A 17073-nucleotide genomic window follows, 5' to 3' on the forward strand; every position below is an offset into this window, starting at 1 on the left:
TCCGCGGGCCGCGCTTGCGAATCAAATGAGAACGACTATCGAATGCCACGAGTGGTGACTGCTAAGCGGCACTCGCCGCTTGCGCAGCGGCAGGTCGCTTCCAGAAGATGAGCAGCGCGGCGCCCGTATTGATGAGAGCAGCGAGAACAAAAGCGGCGCCGGGGAAATGCACCGGCGCTCCGGGTGCAGTGAAGTAAGCAAGCGTCTGCGACATCACGAGCGGCCCGATGACATTGGCAATGCTCGTCAGCGAGGCAATGCCGCCCTGCAACTCGCCCTGTGCGTTCGCCGGAATCTGTCGTGACATGAGCGCATTCAGTGATGGATAAGTGATCGCCTGCAGCGCACCGACGCCCGCGAGCACGAACACCATCCATCCCTGCGGCACGAGCGCATAGCAAAGCGCCATCAGCGCAGCCGTCGACAATCCCAGCAACGCTGCGCGCTCGCCGCCGATCCGTGCCGCGAGCCTTCCAGTGAGAGTTGCCTGCGCCAACGCCATCGCGACTCCGGTCGCCACGAGCGACAGTCCGATCATGCCCGACGACCAGTCGAACCGCGCCGTCATGAAGAACGCCCACGTGCTCGGATAAACATTGTTGCCGAGCAGGAACGCCGCCGTGGCGAATGCGTAGATCATCACCGCCGGGTAGTGACGCAACAGTGCGGCAACACCCAGCGGGTTCGCACGACGCCACGAGAATGCGCGCCGTCGTTCCTGCGGCAACGACTCCGGCAGCACGAAGAATCCGAAGATCAGATTCGCCGCAGCGAGCGCTGCCGCCGCGAAGAACGGCGCACGCGGACCGAACTCACCGAGCAGGCCACCGATTCCCGGCCCGATGATGAAGCCCAGGCCAAACGCGGCACCGACCAGACCGAACGCATGCGCCCGCTTCTCCGGCGGTGTCACATCGGCGACGAACGCCGAAGCCGGCACATAGACCGCGCCAGCGATGCCTGCAATTGCGCGACCGATGAACAGCCAGAGAATCGAAGGCGCCATGCCCATCAGCGCATAGTCGATGCTGTAAGCGAACAGCGAGATCAGGATGACCGGCCGCCGCCCGAAGCGATCACTGAGATTGCCGATCACCGGGCCGAAGAAGAATTGCAGCACCGCGTAAGTGACCAGCAGCCATCCGCCGATCCGCGTCGCCGCCGCGATATCCGCGGCGCCCATGCTCATGAGCAGCTGCGGCATCACGGGCATCACGATCCCGAACCCGATCGCATCGACGAGGCGCGTAATGAAGATGAAGATCAGGGGTCGCTTGCTGGGGTCGGCAGTCATCGGACGCACTCAATGGATTTCGGGACCTTGCAATGCTCAGCGCGGACCCTCATGTTCCGCCCATTGCCGCCGCACTGCGAGAAGCGAATGAGCGACCCGATCCATGTCGTCTGCGGAAACTGCGATTCCGTCGTCCGCGTTCCGGCCGAGCGCGCCGAGGACGCGCCGCACTGCCCGAAATGCCGCGCGCTCCTGTTCGATCCGCATCCGCTGGAGCTCAAGACCAGCAACTTCGACAAACACCTTTCGCGCAACGATCTGCCCGTGATCGTCGATTTCTGGGCACCCTGGTGCGGTCCTTGCCGCACGATGGCGCCGCACTTCGAAGAAGCCGCGCGCAGAGCCGGGCCGAACGCGCGCTTCGCCAAAGTGAACTCCGACGAGGAACCTTCGCTGTCAGGACGCTTCGGCATTCGCGGCATCCCGACGCTCATCGTTTTCCGCGGCGGCAAGGAAATCGCCAGGCAATCCGGCGCGATGGATCTTGGCACGTTGCAGCGCTGGCTGGTGTCGGCACTGAGCTAGGTCTTGTCATTCCCGCGCACGCGGGGATCCATCCGGATCGACTCCCGCATTCGCGGGAGTGACGGAGTGCGCCGCCATGAACGCCTCCACTCTCGCCTGCGCGTTCCGCCGGATGTTCATATGGAACAGACTGAAGTCGTAGATGTGATAGTTGTCGCGTCCCATCGGTCTCGCGCCGAAGCGATCCGAGCGGATCTCGGTCACGACCAGGTTGCCGTTCACGCATCGAGCATCCGCCGCGCCGACCTCGACCCGCGGCTTGAACGTCGCATCCTCGGCAACTCCTGATCTCGTCTCGAAGCGCTGATTGAACGTCACGGCGCCGAGATTCAACGCAAAGTCCGCGCGTTCCCCGTCGGCCTTCCACGTCAGCGGATTCACGCAGATGTTGCGGGAGGTGTCCTGGAACTCGCGAACGTCCGGGCCAACGGTGTTCCAGGTGACGAGACACCTCGTCTGGGTTTCGCTCGCACAGACCGGGATATCCGGAACATCTTTGGCATACGCTTCCTGATCGAACGCGAATCCCACGGGATAGACGGCGACCAGCCGCTCGATGAGCGGCGTGCCGGTCACCCGGCGGACCAGCAGCTTGCGGATATGAGTCGATCCCTGGCTGTGTCCCGCGATGATGAAGGGGCGACCGCCGTTCATGTCACGGATGAAATGATCGAAGGCGCGTTCGACGTCTTCGTACGCCAGCCCGAGCGCCGCTGGACCGTCCTGGCCCTGATCCAGAAACGAGTAGACCGTGGCCTGTCGATAGCGAGGCGCGAACACACGGCAACAGCCGTTGAAGACCGACGCCTGGTTCTTCAGCACGAACTCGTCGGTGAGCTGGTTGGTCGCCGCATCGTCGAGCCGCTGGTTCCAGTGATCCGGACGGTAGTACGTCGTCGGGTGCACGAAGAACACGTCGACCGGTGCAGTCGCCTGCACGTCAGTCGCACCGGCCAGAACGACGTCCGCCGCGTCCGCCCGATCGGGCAGTGCCGCCCAGGCATCCGGCCGCGAGTAATCGGGGGCTGCGGCTTGCTCGTCCTGCGCAAACGAGTGCTCGGGTTTCATGCGGTTGAACGCCAGCATCATCGCGATCAGGTCGCGATTGAGGTAGCCGACGATGCCGATCACGGCAACCAGGAGGGCGAATCCCCAGGCCAGCTTTTTCATTCTTGTACCCTACGCGGTTCGAGGCTGCGGGGATTGTACAAAACCGAACCCGGATCCGAGGACTTGGCATCCTCTCCGGCCCACCTGCATGATGGACGCTCACTCACACGAGCCGGAGCAGAATCATGCATCGATGGGGTCTGGTTGCCTTTGCCGCGTCGGGAACCTTCCTGCTTTCCGCCTGTGTTTCGACGCAACCGACCGCTGCATCTGCGACAACCCGCGGGGCAACCGCAGCCCTTCCAGCCCTCTCGGCCGATCGCCTGGCACGGATCGATGCCCTGATCCAGCAGTACGTGGACAATGGCCAGATCGCCGGTGCCGTCGCACTGGTCCTGCGGGACGGTTCGCCTGCCTACGAAAGCGCAGTGGGATGGAGCGACAAGGAATCCCAGCGCCGCATCGAAAAGAACACGCTGTTCCGCATTGCCTCGCAGTCGAAGGCCATCACCAGCGCGGCGGCGCTGGTCCTGATGGAGGAAGGCAAGCTCACGCTCAACGATCCCGTCGGCCGCTATATCCCCGAATTCAACCAGACCACGGTCGCGGTGAAGGACGAGAAAGGCGCGGTCACGATCGTGCCGGCGAAGCGCGCGATCACGATCCGCGACCTTCTCACCCACACCTCGGGCATGTCGTACGGCCGCGAGCCCTACATCGCCGATCAGTATCAGGCCAAGGGCCTCGGACCCGCCGCTGGCAACGGCTGGTACACGGCCGACAAGGACGAACCGATCTGCGACACCATGGGCCGGCTCGGCACCTTGCCCTTCATTTCGCAGCCCGGCGAAGCCTGGGTCTACGGCTACAACACGGACGTTCTCGGCTGTGTCGTCGAACGCGCCGCCGGCGCATCGCTCGACGAAGTGGTCCGCTCACGCATCACCGGCCCGCTCGGCATGAACGACACGTTCTTCTTTGTCCCGAAGAACCAGGCGGATCGACTCGCGACACTCTATGGCTCGGGGCCCGATCTGCGCATCGTGCGCGCGCCCGAAGGCCCGAGCGGCCAGGGTCACTACGTCGAAGGCCCTCGCCGCAATTTCTCCGGCGGCGCGGGCCTGGTCTCCACGGCTCGCGACTACGGTCGTTTCCTCGAAATGATCCGTAACGATGGCATCCTTGACGGCACTCGCATCCTCTCACCGCGCACCGTCGCGCTCATGCGCACGAACCAGATCGGCAAGCTCTATCGCACCGAGGGAATGGGCTTCGGCCTCGCCTTCGACGCCGTAAATCAATACGGCTCGAGCGGCCTCGCTGCTCCGGAGAACTTCGGCTGGGGCGGTGCGTACGGCTCGCTCTACCGCGTCGATCCGCAGGCCCATATGACGATCGTGCTGATGATCCAGCTCATGCCGAACCAGAGCGATTTCCGGGACAAGTTCCTGAACATGGTTTATGCGTCGATCATGGAGCCGGTGGACCCCTGAGAAGAGCGGCATTTCACACGCAGTTCACGGAGAGCACGGAGGCAGAATGGATTTTTTTATCGTGCCCGTCCGGTCTGCGTGAACTCCGTGTGAACTCTTGAACTCTTAGCTTCCCAGCTTCTTCGTCAGCCTCACCGCATCCTCGATGCCGCTGTAGTACCCCGTGACGCGTCCTATCTCGCGGTAGCCCAGCGCCGCATAGAAGCGGAGTGCGGATTGATTGCTGGCGCGCACTTCGAGATTCACACGGAACAGGCCCGCGACGATCGCGCTCTCTTCGACCCACGCGATGAGCTGCTTGCCGATCCCGCTGCGCTTGCGGTCCTCGGCGACGCCGATGAGCGTGAGATGCACCGATTCGGTGTCGAACTGGGCCATCGCGAATCCGACCAGCCCGGAGCCTTCCTTCGCCGTGACGACGAGGTTCTCGCGCTCCTTCATGTGAGCCGCGACACGGCGGGGGGTCCAGCGCCACGGCAATCCCGGTTCGATCAACGTGCGCGACATCGTCGCGATGGCTGGGGCATCACCGATCTTCGCGGGGCCGAGAGCAACTGGCATGCGACAAAGCATAACGCTGTCGCGCTGCAGCCCTTGCGCAGCGCAAGCGGCCGTAACCTATCCAATAGGTTGAAGATGATGCGGTGCGGGTGGCGTTCCGCCTACTAGCCCCAGCATGACGGTCTGGCCGCTAGCCGGCGTATTCCTATCCAACCTGTTTGACAGGTCAACGCGCTCGCTGCTAGATTCCCGCCCGCACTCAGGGGACCCCATGACCAAGCTCCAGTCGGTACCGAATCTCCAGCGGCCTACCCTCTCCTCCCAGGTGGCGCGGCATCTGTTGGACTTCATTTCACGCGAAGGCCTGCGACCGGGCGACACCGTACCGAGCGAGGTGCAGATCTGCCGCGAGCTCCAGGTCAGCCGCGGCAGCGTGCGTGAGGCCTATCGGACCCTCGCCGCCCTCGGCATTCTCGAAATCGAAAGCGGTCGCCGGCCGCGCCTGCAGCAGATGAGCGCCTACGTGCTCGCGCAGGTATTCGGATACGCCCTGAACACGGCCCAGGTGAATCCCTCGCATGTGCTCGAGACCCGTCGGGCCATCGAAGTCCAGGGCGCGCAGCTTGCGGCCCGCCACGTTTCGGACGCTCAGAAGAAGCTCCTCAACGAACTCGTGATGCAGATGCGCTCCGCGCTCGGCGTCCGCGACCACGCCCGACGCATGGCGGCCGACATGGCGATCCACACGACGCTCGCCGAAGCGAGCCTGAACCCGCTGAATCCGCTGCTCCTGAATGCGCTGCGCGCACCGCTCGAACAGCTGATGAGCATCGACCTGGGCAGTCGCCGCAGCGAGAAAGAGCTCCTGCGCATCGTCGACGCTCACGAAGCCATCGTCGAGCGCGTGTGCGCAGGCGACGCCGTCGGGGCCGGCGGCGCGATGTCCCTGCATTTCGACTTGTCGGTCGCTTCGATGCCGAACATCGATTCCGGCGCGAAAGCACCCGCCATCGCGGCCGAGGATGCGACATGAACGCGGCTGCGGGCGATCGTCACGCACTCACCCAGCGCGCGATCGAATCGCTCGGCAACCGCTTCGGCCAGCGCCTCAGCACCGGTGCGGCCATCCGCGAACAACACGGTCGTGGCGAAGCATTCGCGACCGGCTTCCCGCCCGACGCGGTGATCTGGCCCGAAAATACGGGCGAAGTCAGCGAGGTACTGCGGACCTGCCATGAGTTGCGCATCCCAGTCATCGCCTACGGCGCGGGTACGTCGCTCGAAGGACATGTGAGCGCGCCGAATGGCGGCATCTGCCTCGACATGTCGCGAATGAACCAGGTTGTCGAGGTTCACGCCGAGGATGCGGACTGCGTCGTTCAGCCGGGCGTGACTCGCGAAGCGCTCAACAGCTATCTGCGTGATACCGGACTCTTCTTCCCAGTCGATCCCGGTGCGAACGCGACACTCGGTGGAATGATCTCCACCCGTGCCTCCGGAACGACGACCGTTCGCTACGGCACGATTGCGCACAACGTGCTCGCGCTTGAAGTCGTCCTCGCCAACGGCGAAGTGATCCGATGCGGCAGCCGCGCACGAAAGTCCTCAGCGGGCTACGACCTCGTACGCCTCTTCACGGGCGCTGAAGGCACGCTCGGAATCATCACCGAAGCGACGCTCCGGCTTCACGGCCAGCCCGAAGCAGTAGGCAGCGGCGTCTGCTCGTTTCCGCAGTTGCGCGACGCAGTAGAGACGGTCATCGAGCTGATCCAGTCCGGCGCACCGCTCGCCCGCATCGAATTTCTCGACGACGTACAGGTACGCGCCTGCAATGCGCACTCGAAACTGTCGCTGCCCGAGATGCCGACGCTCTTCATTGAGTTTCACGGCACGCAGGCAAGCGTCGCGGAGCAATTCGAGCGTGCGGAGGAGGTCGCCCGTGCTCATGGCGCAACCGGTCTCGACTGGGCCTGCGATGAAGCACGCCGCGCGAAACTCTGGCGTGCGCGGCATCACGCCTACTTCGCAGCGCTCGCGATGCGTCCTGGATGCGAATGCGTCGTCGCCGATGTCTGCGTGCCGATCTCCGGCCTTGCCGAATGCGTCGCTGCGACGCGCGCCGATATCGATCGTGCTTCGCTGATCGCACCGATCGTCGGTCATGTCGGCGACGGCAACTTCCATGTGCTGTTCCTGCTTGCGCCCGACGATGCCGCCGAGCACGCGCGCATGGAAAAGGTTTACGACTCCATGATCGCGCATGCCCATCGCGTCGGCGGCACCTGCACCGGCGAGCACGGAATCGGTCTCGGCAAGCGCGACAAGCTCGTGGCGGAGTTTGGGGAACCCGTCGTCGCTCTCATGCGACGGCTCAAGGAGGCCTGGGATCCTCATGACATCCTGAATCCGGGGAAAGTGTTCCGCAGTTCTTAAAGTCAGTTTTCGGGGGAAACGATGCGTACGTTCAAAAGCCGGGTTGTTACCGGACGGGCAGGTTTTGCCTTCGTGATGGCCGCCGCTGCCGTAGCAGCGACGCACTCGCTGCCGGCGCGGGCACAGGATGTCGGCGCGGATCAGACCATCGAACAGGTTACCGTCACCGCGCGTAAGCGCGACGAGACGCTGATCGATGTGCCGATCTCCATCACGGCTGTAACCGAAGACACGATGGACCGCAGCGGCTTGCGGTCCGTCGCGGACATCGCACCGGGCGTGCCGGGACTCAACATCAACTCGGATAGCGTCGGCCGCGCATTCGTGTCGATCCGCGGCATCGGCACGGCATTGCAGGCGGGCGTGCAACCGGGCGTGGGCATCTTCCAGGACGGCATCTACGCACCGGCAACGTCGTACATCAACAACCCGACCCTCGACATCGCACGCATCGAAGTGCTGCGCGGCCCGCAAGGTACGCTCTACGGCAAGAATACGCTCGGCGGTGCGATCAACATCATCACGCGTCCGCCCGGCGACTCCTTCGAAGGCAAGGTCTTCGGCTCGTACAGCGAAGGCAACGAAACCCAGGAGTTCGGCGGCCGCATCGGCGGACCGATTGGTGACTCGGTCCGCGCCAAGCTCGCCGTCGCGACGCGCGACAGCGATGGCTTCTTCACGAACAAGCTGATCGGTGGCCAGGTCGATGCCTCGGACAGCGACCAGGCCGATGCCAGTGTGATCTGGGACTTCAACGACGATACGCGGCTCACGGTGAACGGCTACTACCTCGACTTCACCGGCGGCGCAACGAACTACAACGCCGTGACGGGTACGACCGACTATCGCGACAACGTTCAGATGAACGTCATCGGCCGGCAGACGACCAAGTACACCGGCGGCAACGCGAAGCTCGAATTCCCACTGGCGTCATTGAAGACAACGGTCACTGCGATCGCTGCATACGACAAGCGCGACTACACCAGCGTGAGCGACGGTGACTTCCTGCCGCTCGACATCGTGCGCTCGAACGGTGCCGGCATCGACGAGACTTACACGGGTGAACTGCGCTTCGACACGCAGTTCACCGACACCTTCTCGACCTTGATCGGCCTCTACGCGAATCGCGAGGAGTCCGACGCCTCCGTGGCGCAACTGCTCGTTCCGGCCAATCGCGTCACGACTTCGATCGCCAGCACGAGCGGCAATACGTACTCCATCTTCGCAACTGGCTTGTGGCGATTCAGCGAGGACTGGGAATTGTCTCTCGGCGTTCGTGTCGACGAGGAAGACCGGGATCGCGACAGCTCACTGACGGTGTCGACGGCACCGGGCGTCGTCCTCACCGATCCGCCGCGCTCCATCGACTCATCGGAAGTCGAGCCTCGCGTCTCGCTCACGCGCTTCTTCAATCCGAACACGATGATGTATGCGTCGATCGCCAAGGGGTATCGCGGCGGCGGCTTCAATGCCGCCAGCGTCCCCGCGCAGTTCTCGACCTACGACGGCGACACTGTCTGGACGTACGAGATCGGCGGCAAGGTCGCCTCCGAAGACGGTCGCTGGTTCATTTCCAGTGCGATCTACTACAACGACTACACCGACTTCATCGGCCAGAACGCACTCGCGATCGGTCCTGGTGGTGGCCTCGTTTCGATCGATCTCAACCTCGGCGACGTCGAGTCGTACGGCCTCGAAACGGAAGCCGTCGCGAAGATCACCGACCTCTGGGCGCTGCGTGGCAGCGTAACGCTCATGCACGCCCGCATCACCGACCAGAGCGGCTGGATCGCCGTCACCGGCACGCCGCTGGCAACGGATCGACTGCTGTTCCAGCCCGACTGGAATTTCAGCCTGAGCTCGGACCTGAACGTTCCGGTCGGCAACGGCGAGATCGACTGGAATCTCGGCGTCACCGGCAAGGGCAGCCGCCCTGGCTCCAGCTTCGATCCGACCACACCGTCGATTCTGGACAGCTACTACCTCGTAAACACATCGCTGAGCTACCGCCTGGGGGGCCTCACCGCAACGGTATTCGCCAACAACCTCACGGATGAGAAATACTTCGAGTCCTTCATCGACGGCTCGCTGCTGGCGGCCCTGGGCCTGCTCAACCAGGATCTCGGCATCCTCGGCGCGCCGCGTAACGTGGGTCTGCGACTGCAATACGAGTTCTGATGAGCCACACAACCGATCGGACACCGGGAGAATCGGCGCTGCGCAAGGTCGCGTGGCGCCTGATTCCCTTCCTCGGCGCGCTCTATTTCTTCGCCTTCCTCGATCGGGTGAACGTTGGATTCGCGGCGCTCACGATGAACGCCGACCTGGGCCTGTCGTCAGCGGTGTTCGGCATCGGTGCCGGCATCTTCTTCCTCGGGTACGTCGCGTTCGAAGTGCCGAGCAATATCCTGCTCGAGCGCTTCGGCGCGCGGATCTGGATCGCACGCATCATGCTGACCTGGGGCGTGCTGTCGGCCGCGATGGCCTTCGTTCAGGGCCCGACTTCCTTCTATACGGTCCGCTTCCTGCTCGGCATCGCCGAGGCAGGATTCTTCCCCGGCATCATTTACTACCTCACCTGCTGGTTCCCCGCGCGTCATCGGGCACGAATCATCGCGCTCTTCATGATTGCGCTGCCGCTCTCGAGCGTCATCGGCGCACCGATCTCGACCGCATTGCTCGAGATCCGGGCGATGGGCTTCGCGGGCTGGCAGTGGATGTTCCTGCTCGAAGCGATCCCGACCATCGTGCTCGGCGTCGTCGTTCTCTTCTATCTGCCGGATCGCCCGTCCGAGGCAAGATGGCTCACGCCGCAGGAACAGCAGGCACTGAGCGACGATCTCGCCGCAGAACGCGCGGCACACGACGACGGTCACATGACGAGCCTGCGCGAAGCGCTCTTGATGCCGCGCGTGTGGCGTCATGGACTCGTGTACTTCAGCGTGCTCGTCGGACTGTACGGTTTCAGTTTCTGGCTGCCGCAGATCATTGCGTCGCTGGGCTCGATGACGCATCTGCAGGTGGGACTGGTCACGGCGATTCCATATGCGCTCGCCTGCGTCGCGCTCGTTCTGTGGGGCCGGCATTCGGATGCAACGGGTGAACGGGCACTACATGTCGCGTTGCCTGCGCTCATGGCTGCGGTTGCCCTGGTCGTGAGCGGATCGATCGACAATCCGGTGCTTGGCTTCGCCGCGCTCTGCATTGCCGCAATCGGCATCTACTGCGGCCTTCCCGCTTTCTGGGCCTATGCGACCGCCGGCTTGCAGGGCGCCGCCGCTGCCGGCGCAATCGCACTGATCAACTCCATCGGCAACATCGGCGGCTTCCTCGGCCCCAGCGCCATTGGCCTCGTGAAGGAACGCACGGGCAGCTACGCGCTCAGCCTGATGTTCATTGCGGCCTGCCTCGCGGTCGGCGCGGGCCTCGTGTTGCGGGAGCGGGCGCGCAATGCCCATCCAGTTGGTCTTCTGAACAAGGTGTCGCAATGAGAGCAACCTTTGCGGTTCTGCTGGCGGTCTCGGGGCTCTTCCAGGCGGTCAGAGCGGATGAGAAAGCGACGTGCGAACAACTCTCCGCACTGAAGCTGCCCGAAGTGAAGATCACTGCGGCCACCTTGGAGACCAGCGGCTCACTCAAGTCCGATCTGGGCCAGACGATGACTGGCCTGCCGCCCTTCTGTCGCGTGATCGGCATCGCAACGCCGACTGTGCAATCGCAGATCGGCTTCGAAGTGTGGCTGCCTCAATCGAACTGGAGCGGCCGTTACGTGCAGGTGGGCAACGGCGGCCTTGCTGGGATCATTTTCCACCCGCTTCTCGCGCAGATGCTCGAACGCGGGCACGCCGCGACGTCGACCGACAATGGCCACAAAGGCAATCCGTTCGACGGCAGCTGGGCAATCGGCGCACCGGAAAAGGTTCGTGACTTCGCCGAGCGTGCCGTGCATGTGACGACAGAAGCCGGCAAGCGCATCACGGCCGAGTACTACGGCTCGAAAGCGAAGCGCGCCTATTTCTTCGGCTGTTCAGAAGGTGGACGCGAAGCGCTGATTGCAGCCCAGCGCTATCCCGCCGATTTCGATGGAATCGTCGTGGGCGCGCCGGCGAACTACTGGACCGACCTGTTGACGGGCTTCGTGTGGAGCAGCCAGGCGCTGCACAAGGATCCCGCCACGTTCATTCCGCCGGACAAGTTGCCGCTGATCCAGAAAGCGGCGCTCGTAGCTTGCGACAAGAACGACGGCGTCGAAGACGGTGTCGTATCGGCACCAGACCGCTGCAACTTCGATCCGGCCGTCCTTGCCTGCCGCGATGGCGCGACGGATCAATGCCTGACTCCGCCGCAAGTCGACGCTCTGCGCAAGCTCTACGCTGGCCTTCGCGATCCTCAGTCGGGCAAGGAGATCGCGCCAGGCTACGTGCCGTCCGGGGAGAACGAGACGAGCGCGATGGGTGGCGGTCTGCGTGCGTACGCCTTCGGCGGCGCACCGGGAGCGAGCGCTCAGGTGCTCTTCGCAAAGGGTTACTACGGCGGCTTCGTATTCGAGAACAAGGAATGGGACTTCCGGAACTTCGACTTCACGAACGACACCGCAAAAGCTCGTGCGAAGCTGGGCGCGCTGATGGATGCGTCGAACCCGGACCTGAGTGCGTTCCGCAAACGCGGCGGCAAGATGATCCAGTATCACGGACTGCTCGACGGCTCGATTCCGCCGGCGATGTCGGTGCGCTACTACGATGACGTCGTCAAGAACACCGGCAGCCTGCCGGCTACGCAGGACTTCTATCGCCTGTTTCTCGCGCCCGGCGTGCTCCATTGCGGATTCGGCCCTGGGGCGAATGCGTTCGGCAATCTCGGTCCGCGCGGCCCGGCGAACGCCGAGCACGACACGCTCTTCGCGCTGGAGAAATGGGTGGAACACGACGTCGCGCCGTCACAGATCATCGCGACGAAGTACGTCAACGACGATCCGGCCAAGGCAGTGCAATCGACGCGGCCGCTGTGTGCGTATCCGCAAGTCTCGAAGTGGGATGGCAGCGGCCCGATCGAGCGCAGCGAGAGCTTTCGCTGTGCTCTTCCCTGACTTTGCCCACCCTTGAGTGGGTCAGGCTTCTGCCTGTGAGTCCGCCTCTAGCCGGACGTCACGCCGAAGGCGCTCCCGTCGGCCCGTCCATCATCCGCTGAAAGTTCTCGAAGTAGAACTTCTGCTTCGCCTCTTCCGACAGGTCCGTAAACGTCCGCTCGAAGCGACCGATCGGATCGTCGGTGCCTTCGGGGTGCGGATAGTCGCTGGAGAAGAGGAACAGATCCTCACCGGCGTCGCGGATCATCCGACCGACGTCCTCGCCGGGGAACGGCGTGAACTTCACCGCGCGCCGAATGTAGTCGGATGCTTTCATCTTCAGCGCCGCGACAGATTCGTCCGTCCGCTTGAAGATCTTCTGGCTGATGTCCAGCGTGCGCAGATACTCAGGCACCCAGCCTGCGCCGAGCTCGATCACTCCGCCGCGCAGCGCGGGGAAACGCTCGAACACGCCATCGAACACGAGCGCCGTCAGAAACTGCTGGGGAGCGATCGCGAGCACCATGAAATCCCGCACGCGCAGATTCTCGCCCTGCTCCGCGCCCGTGATGTCTTTCGGCCGGGGCTTGCCGTTGTTCTCGTAAGCGGCCAGCTTCGTCGGACTGTTCGGACCGACGTGCAACATGAAGGGCACGTCCAGATCGCAGAACGTCTGCCACACCGGATCGAAATCGGAATGTCCCGGCGAGCGCTCGTCGACCGGCATGGCCGGAATCCAGAACGCACCGCATCCGAGCCGCACTCCTTCCTTCAGCTCTTCGACGCACTTGCGCGGATCGGCGAGCGACAACTGGCCCACGGCGATGAGGCGCTTGTCGCCGCGACAGAACGACGCCATCGCGCGGTTGTGGGCACGAACGCCGCCGTAACGAACGTTCATGTCGGGATGCTGCAGGTACTGTCCGCCGGAAAACGTCGAGAACACGAGCTGACGCGCGAATCCCAGATCGTCGAGAGCGCCGCTGCGCTCGGCGGGATCGAATGCACCGTAGGCATTCCAGCCCTTCACGCCCCGGACCACGTCGTGCAGTACTTCGTGCGATTGCGCACGCTGCCTCTGCTTCGTCACCGCATCGTCGATGAAATCGAAACTCTTCGTGCCGGACTTGCTGAGGTTCAGCGGCGGCAGGCGGTCGCGAACCTCGGGGTCCGCGTGCCGGCTGATCCAGTCGACCGTTTCCATGATGTGGCTATCGGCATCGCAATAGACGCGATTGGTCGCGTAGGTCATGGCACACTCCGATCCCGGAAGTGACGAGGTGATCCAGTGATGCGGTGATCACGCCCGCGGGCGCGACGCACTGCGTGGACTTCGCGACCGACGCTAGTCCCTCGTCCCGCGCACTGTCAATCGAGTTATCAGTTGTTTGCTCAACGGTACTGCAGTGCGGATAAATCCACTGCGGAGGATCGATGTTTCCCTGGCTGAGACTGATCAAAGTGGCGTCGAAACTGCCCGGCGCGCGACGCATGGAATTGCTGGGGACGAGCTGCGTTCGCCTGCGCGCATGGCCGAACGATCTCGACTTCAACCTGCACGTCAACAACGGCCGCTATCTCACGCTGGCCGACCTCGGACGATTCGACTGGTTCGTTCGCAGCGGCACACTGCAGGTCGCGCGGCAGCACGGTGCAGTGCCCGTCGTCGGCGACGCGATCGCGAAATTCCGTCGCGAAGTCCGCGCGTTCGAACAATTCGAGATCCGCACCCGCCTCGTCGGATGGGACGAGAAGTGGGGGTTCCTCGAGCATCGATTCGTGAGAGCCGATCGTGTCGTGGGCGTCGTCGGCATCCGCGGTGTCTTTCGCGGACCCAAAGGTCCGCTGGCGCCGGGCCTTCTGATGGAGGGGCTCGGGGTCTCGGCCACTTCGCCCGCATTGCCGCGCTGGGCGGCGCAGTGGCACGACGGGTGTGAATCGCTGTCCCAGATGCTGAGGGAAGAAGAAGCGGCGCAGGGGTTGCGATGAGCGCAGGAAACATACTCACTACACCGCCGTAACAATCCCGTTACGAACCGCACCTCGTATCGATGCGACGATGCTTCACGTGGCCCATCTCGCCACGAGGAAGCATCATGTTCTCAGCAGTGCATCAAGCATGGAAACATCGGGCATTCCTGCCTGTCCTGGTCCTGGCATTCGCAGCATCACTCACGGCCTGCGGCAGCAGCGACGACGACGAAACCGACAATCCCGATATCCAGCTGAAGGCGGACAGCAGCAGCTATTTCGTCGGTGAGACCGCGAAGATCACGGCGGCCTTCCCGAGCGGCACCGGTCGCATCGAACCGGGCGACATCGCGGTAACCAACGGACAGACGATCACGACGCCGGTGCTCACGGCAAACATCCGCTACAAGCTCACGGTAACCAACGGCACCGAGACGGACATCCGCTATCTGGATGTCTCAGTCAGGTATCGCGAGCGCTTTCGCGCAGTGACCGCGCCGTTCGCACGCTCCGAACATGCAGCTGCGGCGCTGAACGATGGTCGCGTGATCATCTTCGGCGGCGAAGGCACGGAGAACATCCTCCCGGAGAAAATCTTCGTCTTCGATCCGAGTGACGAGACGTTCAAGCAGTTCGGTTCTCTGAGCAGCGGACGCGTTGCTTTTACCGCCGTGTCGCTCAACGATGGAGATGTGCTGGTTTACGGCGGCATTCCCGGGCTCACGAGCTCACCGCGCGCGGAGATCATCGATGGCCAGACCGGGGCGGTCAGGACAGCAGATGACCAGCCTGCGTTCAATCGCCTCTACGCCGCGGCAACGAAGCTGATGGACGGCCGCGTGCTGATCAGCGGCGGCATGGTGTCCGGGCAGGCATACACGCAAACGGTCGAGCTGTACGATCCGGAGGACGAGGAATTCACGCTGCTGCCCGGCGGCCTCAACGTCGGACGCGCCGATCACTCGATGGTCCGCATCGACGACCGGAAATTCCTGATCTACGGCGGCGTCACCCTCGACAATCAGCCGGCCCCGCCTGAGCTGTACGATCCGGTCACGGGCAACTCGACGACGCTGCAGGATCCCGAGAACGGCGAGCGATACCGTCACGTCGCCCACACGGTGCAGGACGGGATCGTGTGGATGCTCGGCGGCAAGGATTTCGACGAAGAGCCTCTGACGGCAGTGCAACGTTTCGACCCAGCGACGTCGACCTTTCTGCAGAGCTTCAACCTCGCCACACCGCGCAGCTCCGCGGCGGTCGCACGATTGGCAGACACACGAGTACTGATCGCCGGCGGCGAGACGACGACATCAGCGCTCTCCGCGACGCAGACGACTGAGCTGCTCGGCGCACCGACGGAACGCCGCGACGGTCCGCAGATGAATGCCAAGCGCAAACTGCACACCGCGACGCGTTTGCCCAACGGCAAGGTCCTCATATTCGGCGGTCTCGACGAGCAGCAGCGCGTGCTCTCGTCCGCGGAGATCTTCGAGTAGTCCTGTCAACCGCACGGCCGATGCAGCGTTGTGATCGACGCAAGCATCGCCGTGCGGCTTCCCCTTGCCCGGATTGCCGGTTTCCGGGGAACGCTCACACTGGCGGTGCGCCCAATCACCGGAGTCCGTCCCAATGAAACGTCTGTCAGTCCTCGTCGCGGCGCTGGCCGCCAGCGTCCTCTGTCTCTCGATGTCGATCAGTCTTGCCGATTCGTCCGCGCCCGCGGAAATGACGATCGAGCAACTAAAATCGCGCCTCAATCTCTCGGCCGAGCAGCAGGCAAAGATCGCGCCTTACGTGGAAACCCGCAAAGCGAAGCTGCAGGAAGCGCACGGGAAGATCAGCAGTTCGAGCTCGCGAAAAGACAAGCGTGCCGCGCTCCAGGAGGCGAAGCAGGCCCAGGACGAATTCGTGAAGAATGTCGAGCCCGTTCTCACCGCCGAACAGCAGGCCGAGTGGCAGAAGATGCGGGCGGAAGCGCGCGAGCAGATGAAGGAACGACTGAAGAATCGCTGAGCGACGCAGGCAGCCACCGCTTCGTCGCAGCGTCGTGCAGGCAGGACCGCAGGACGGGTAGCATCGCCACCAGCACCCACTCCCTCTGGCCAGTGACCAGTAGCCAGTTGGCCAGCCAGCCCTGCCTCAAAGGACTCCCCGCATGCCCCGCACGATCCTGTCGATCGCCCTGCTGACGATGACTTCCGCAGCCCTCGCTGCCGACAGCACCTGGCCGAAGCGTATCCCGGCACCGCACGGCGAAGTCATCCTGCCGACTGAACGCGACGAGAAATCATACGAGCAGTACCGCTACGCCACGATCCGTCGTGTCGACGACACGTTGTATCTGTCGGGACTGATCATCGGTCGTGCCCCCGATGAAGGCACGGATGTCGCCGCATTCAAGGTGCAGGCTCGCCGCGGACTGGAACGATTGCGCTCACGACTCGAAGCCGCCGGCGCGGGCTTCAAGGATGTCGTGATGATCAACAGCTTTCACGTGTGGCAGGGACCGAACTTCTCCGGCACCCGCGACGAGCAGTTCAATGCATTCGAAGAAGTGATCGGCGAATTCATGAAGCCGCCGTATCCGGCATGGACGGCCGTCGGCACGACGGGACTGTTGTCGGATGGCGGGATCGTCGAGGTGCAGCTGATTGCGAGGGTGCCTGGGAAGTAACGTC

Annotated in this window: 15 protein-coding genes; 11 read left to right on the forward strand and 4 right to left on the reverse strand. The window is 63.5% G+C overall.

The genetic code is table 11. The features are described 5' to 3' along the window. Positions 1–61 precede the first annotated feature (61 nt). Positions 62–1294, reverse strand: a complete 1233-nt coding sequence (locus HNQ60_RS23895) for a TCR/Tet family MFS transporter (RefSeq protein WP_184335296.1) — start codon at positions 1292–1294, stop codon at positions 62–64. 87 nt (positions 1295–1381) lie between these two features. On the opposite strand from HNQ60_RS23895, the gene trxC reads away from it, so the two are divergent. Continuing rightward, on the forward strand, positions 1382–1819 hold the full coding sequence (trxC, locus tag HNQ60_RS23900; RefSeq protein ID WP_184335297.1) for a thioredoxin TrxC: 438 nt from the start codon (positions 1382–1384) through the stop codon (positions 1817–1819). 6 nt (positions 1820–1825) lie between these two features. On the opposite strand, the gene HNQ60_RS23905 is transcribed toward trxC, so the two are convergent. Further along, the gene (locus HNQ60_RS23905; protein ID WP_184335298.1) at positions 1826–2989 is read right to left on the reverse strand and encodes a DUF3089 domain-containing protein; all 1164 of its coding nucleotides are present in this window, start codon (positions 2987–2989) and stop codon (positions 1826–1828) included. A gap of 125 nt (positions 2990–3114) precedes the next feature. Here HNQ60_RS23905 and HNQ60_RS23910 point away from each other — a divergent pair, with 125 nt between their 5' ends. Beyond that, entirely contained in the window at positions 3115–4422 is a 1308-nt protein-coding gene (locus tag HNQ60_RS23910; RefSeq protein ID WP_184335299.1) for a serine hydrolase domain-containing protein, read from the forward strand. Between the two features lie 105 nt (positions 4423–4527). On the opposite strand, the gene HNQ60_RS23915 is transcribed toward HNQ60_RS23910, so the two are convergent. Next, positions 4528–4983 (reverse strand): GNAT family N-acetyltransferase, encoded by a 456-nt coding sequence (locus HNQ60_RS23915; protein WP_184335300.1) that lies wholly within the window; start codon positions 4981–4983, stop codon positions 4528–4530. 211 nt (positions 4984–5194) lie between these two features. Between HNQ60_RS23915 and HNQ60_RS23920 the strand changes: the two genes are divergently transcribed. From HNQ60_RS23920 to HNQ60_RS23940, 5 genes are read left to right on the forward strand one after another with little or no spacing between them, the layout of a single operon-like run. Next, positions 5195–5956, forward strand: a complete 762-nt coding sequence (locus tag HNQ60_RS23920) for a FadR/GntR family transcriptional regulator (protein ID WP_184335301.1) — start codon at positions 5195–5197, stop codon at positions 5954–5956. Next, positions 5953–7356 (forward strand): FAD-binding oxidoreductase, encoded by a 1404-nt coding sequence (locus HNQ60_RS23925; RefSeq protein ID WP_184335302.1) that lies wholly within the window; start codon positions 5953–5955, stop codon positions 7354–7356. Before HNQ60_RS23920 ends, HNQ60_RS23925 begins: the two co-directional genes overlap by 4 nt. 21 nt (positions 7357–7377) lie before the next feature. Next, complete coding sequence (locus HNQ60_RS23930; RefSeq protein ID WP_184335303.1) at positions 7378–9534, forward strand: TonB-dependent receptor; 2157 nt, start codon at positions 7378–7380, stop codon at positions 9532–9534. Beyond that, positions 9534–10847 (forward strand): MFS transporter, encoded by a 1314-nt coding sequence (locus tag HNQ60_RS23935; RefSeq protein ID WP_184335304.1) that lies wholly within the window; start codon positions 9534–9536, stop codon positions 10845–10847. Before HNQ60_RS23930 ends, HNQ60_RS23935 begins: the two co-directional genes overlap by 1 nt. After that, a complete protein-coding gene (locus tag HNQ60_RS23940) occupies positions 10844–12442 on the forward strand; it encodes a tannase/feruloyl esterase family alpha/beta hydrolase (protein ID WP_184335305.1) in 1599 nt (532 codons plus the stop codon). The genes HNQ60_RS23935 and HNQ60_RS23940 overlap by 4 nt, the downstream gene beginning before the upstream one ends. A gap of 58 nt (positions 12443–12500) precedes the next feature. Here HNQ60_RS23940 and HNQ60_RS23945 read toward each other — a convergent pair whose 3' ends face one another. Continuing rightward, positions 12501–13673, reverse strand: a complete 1173-nt coding sequence (locus tag HNQ60_RS23945) for an amidohydrolase family protein (protein ID WP_184335306.1) — start codon at positions 13671–13673, stop codon at positions 12501–12503. A 182-nt stretch (positions 13674–13855) separates the two neighbouring features. Here HNQ60_RS23945 and HNQ60_RS23950 point away from each other — a divergent pair, with 182 nt between their 5' ends. The 4 genes from HNQ60_RS23950 to HNQ60_RS23965 all read left to right on the forward strand — a co-directional run bounded on the left by HNQ60_RS23950 (position 13856) and on the right by HNQ60_RS23965 (position 17069). Beyond that, entirely contained in the window at positions 13856–14410 is a 555-nt protein-coding gene (locus HNQ60_RS23950) for a thioesterase family protein (protein ID WP_184335307.1), read from the forward strand. A 107-nt stretch (positions 14411–14517) separates the two neighbouring features. Then, positions 14518–15891 carry a Kelch repeat-containing protein gene (locus HNQ60_RS23955; protein ID WP_184335308.1) on the forward strand — a complete coding sequence of 458 codons (1374 nt, stop codon included), beginning with the start codon at positions 14518–14520 and terminating at the stop codon, positions 15889–15891. Positions 15892–16024: 133 nt separating this feature from the next. Continuing rightward, the gene (locus HNQ60_RS23960) at positions 16025–16408 is read left to right on the forward strand and encodes a hypothetical protein (protein ID WP_184335309.1); all 384 of its coding nucleotides are present in this window, start codon (positions 16025–16027) and stop codon (positions 16406–16408) included. Positions 16409–16550: 142 nt separating this feature from the next. Next, positions 16551–17069 (forward strand): Rid family hydrolase, encoded by a 519-nt coding sequence (locus HNQ60_RS23965; protein WP_184335310.1) that lies wholly within the window; start codon positions 16551–16553, stop codon positions 17067–17069. Positions 17070–17073: the final 4 nt, after the last annotated feature.

Source organism: Povalibacter uvarum (assembly GCF_014202975.1).
GTDB lineage: Bacteria > Pseudomonadota > Gammaproteobacteria > Steroidobacterales > Steroidobacteraceae > Steroidobacter > Steroidobacter uvarum.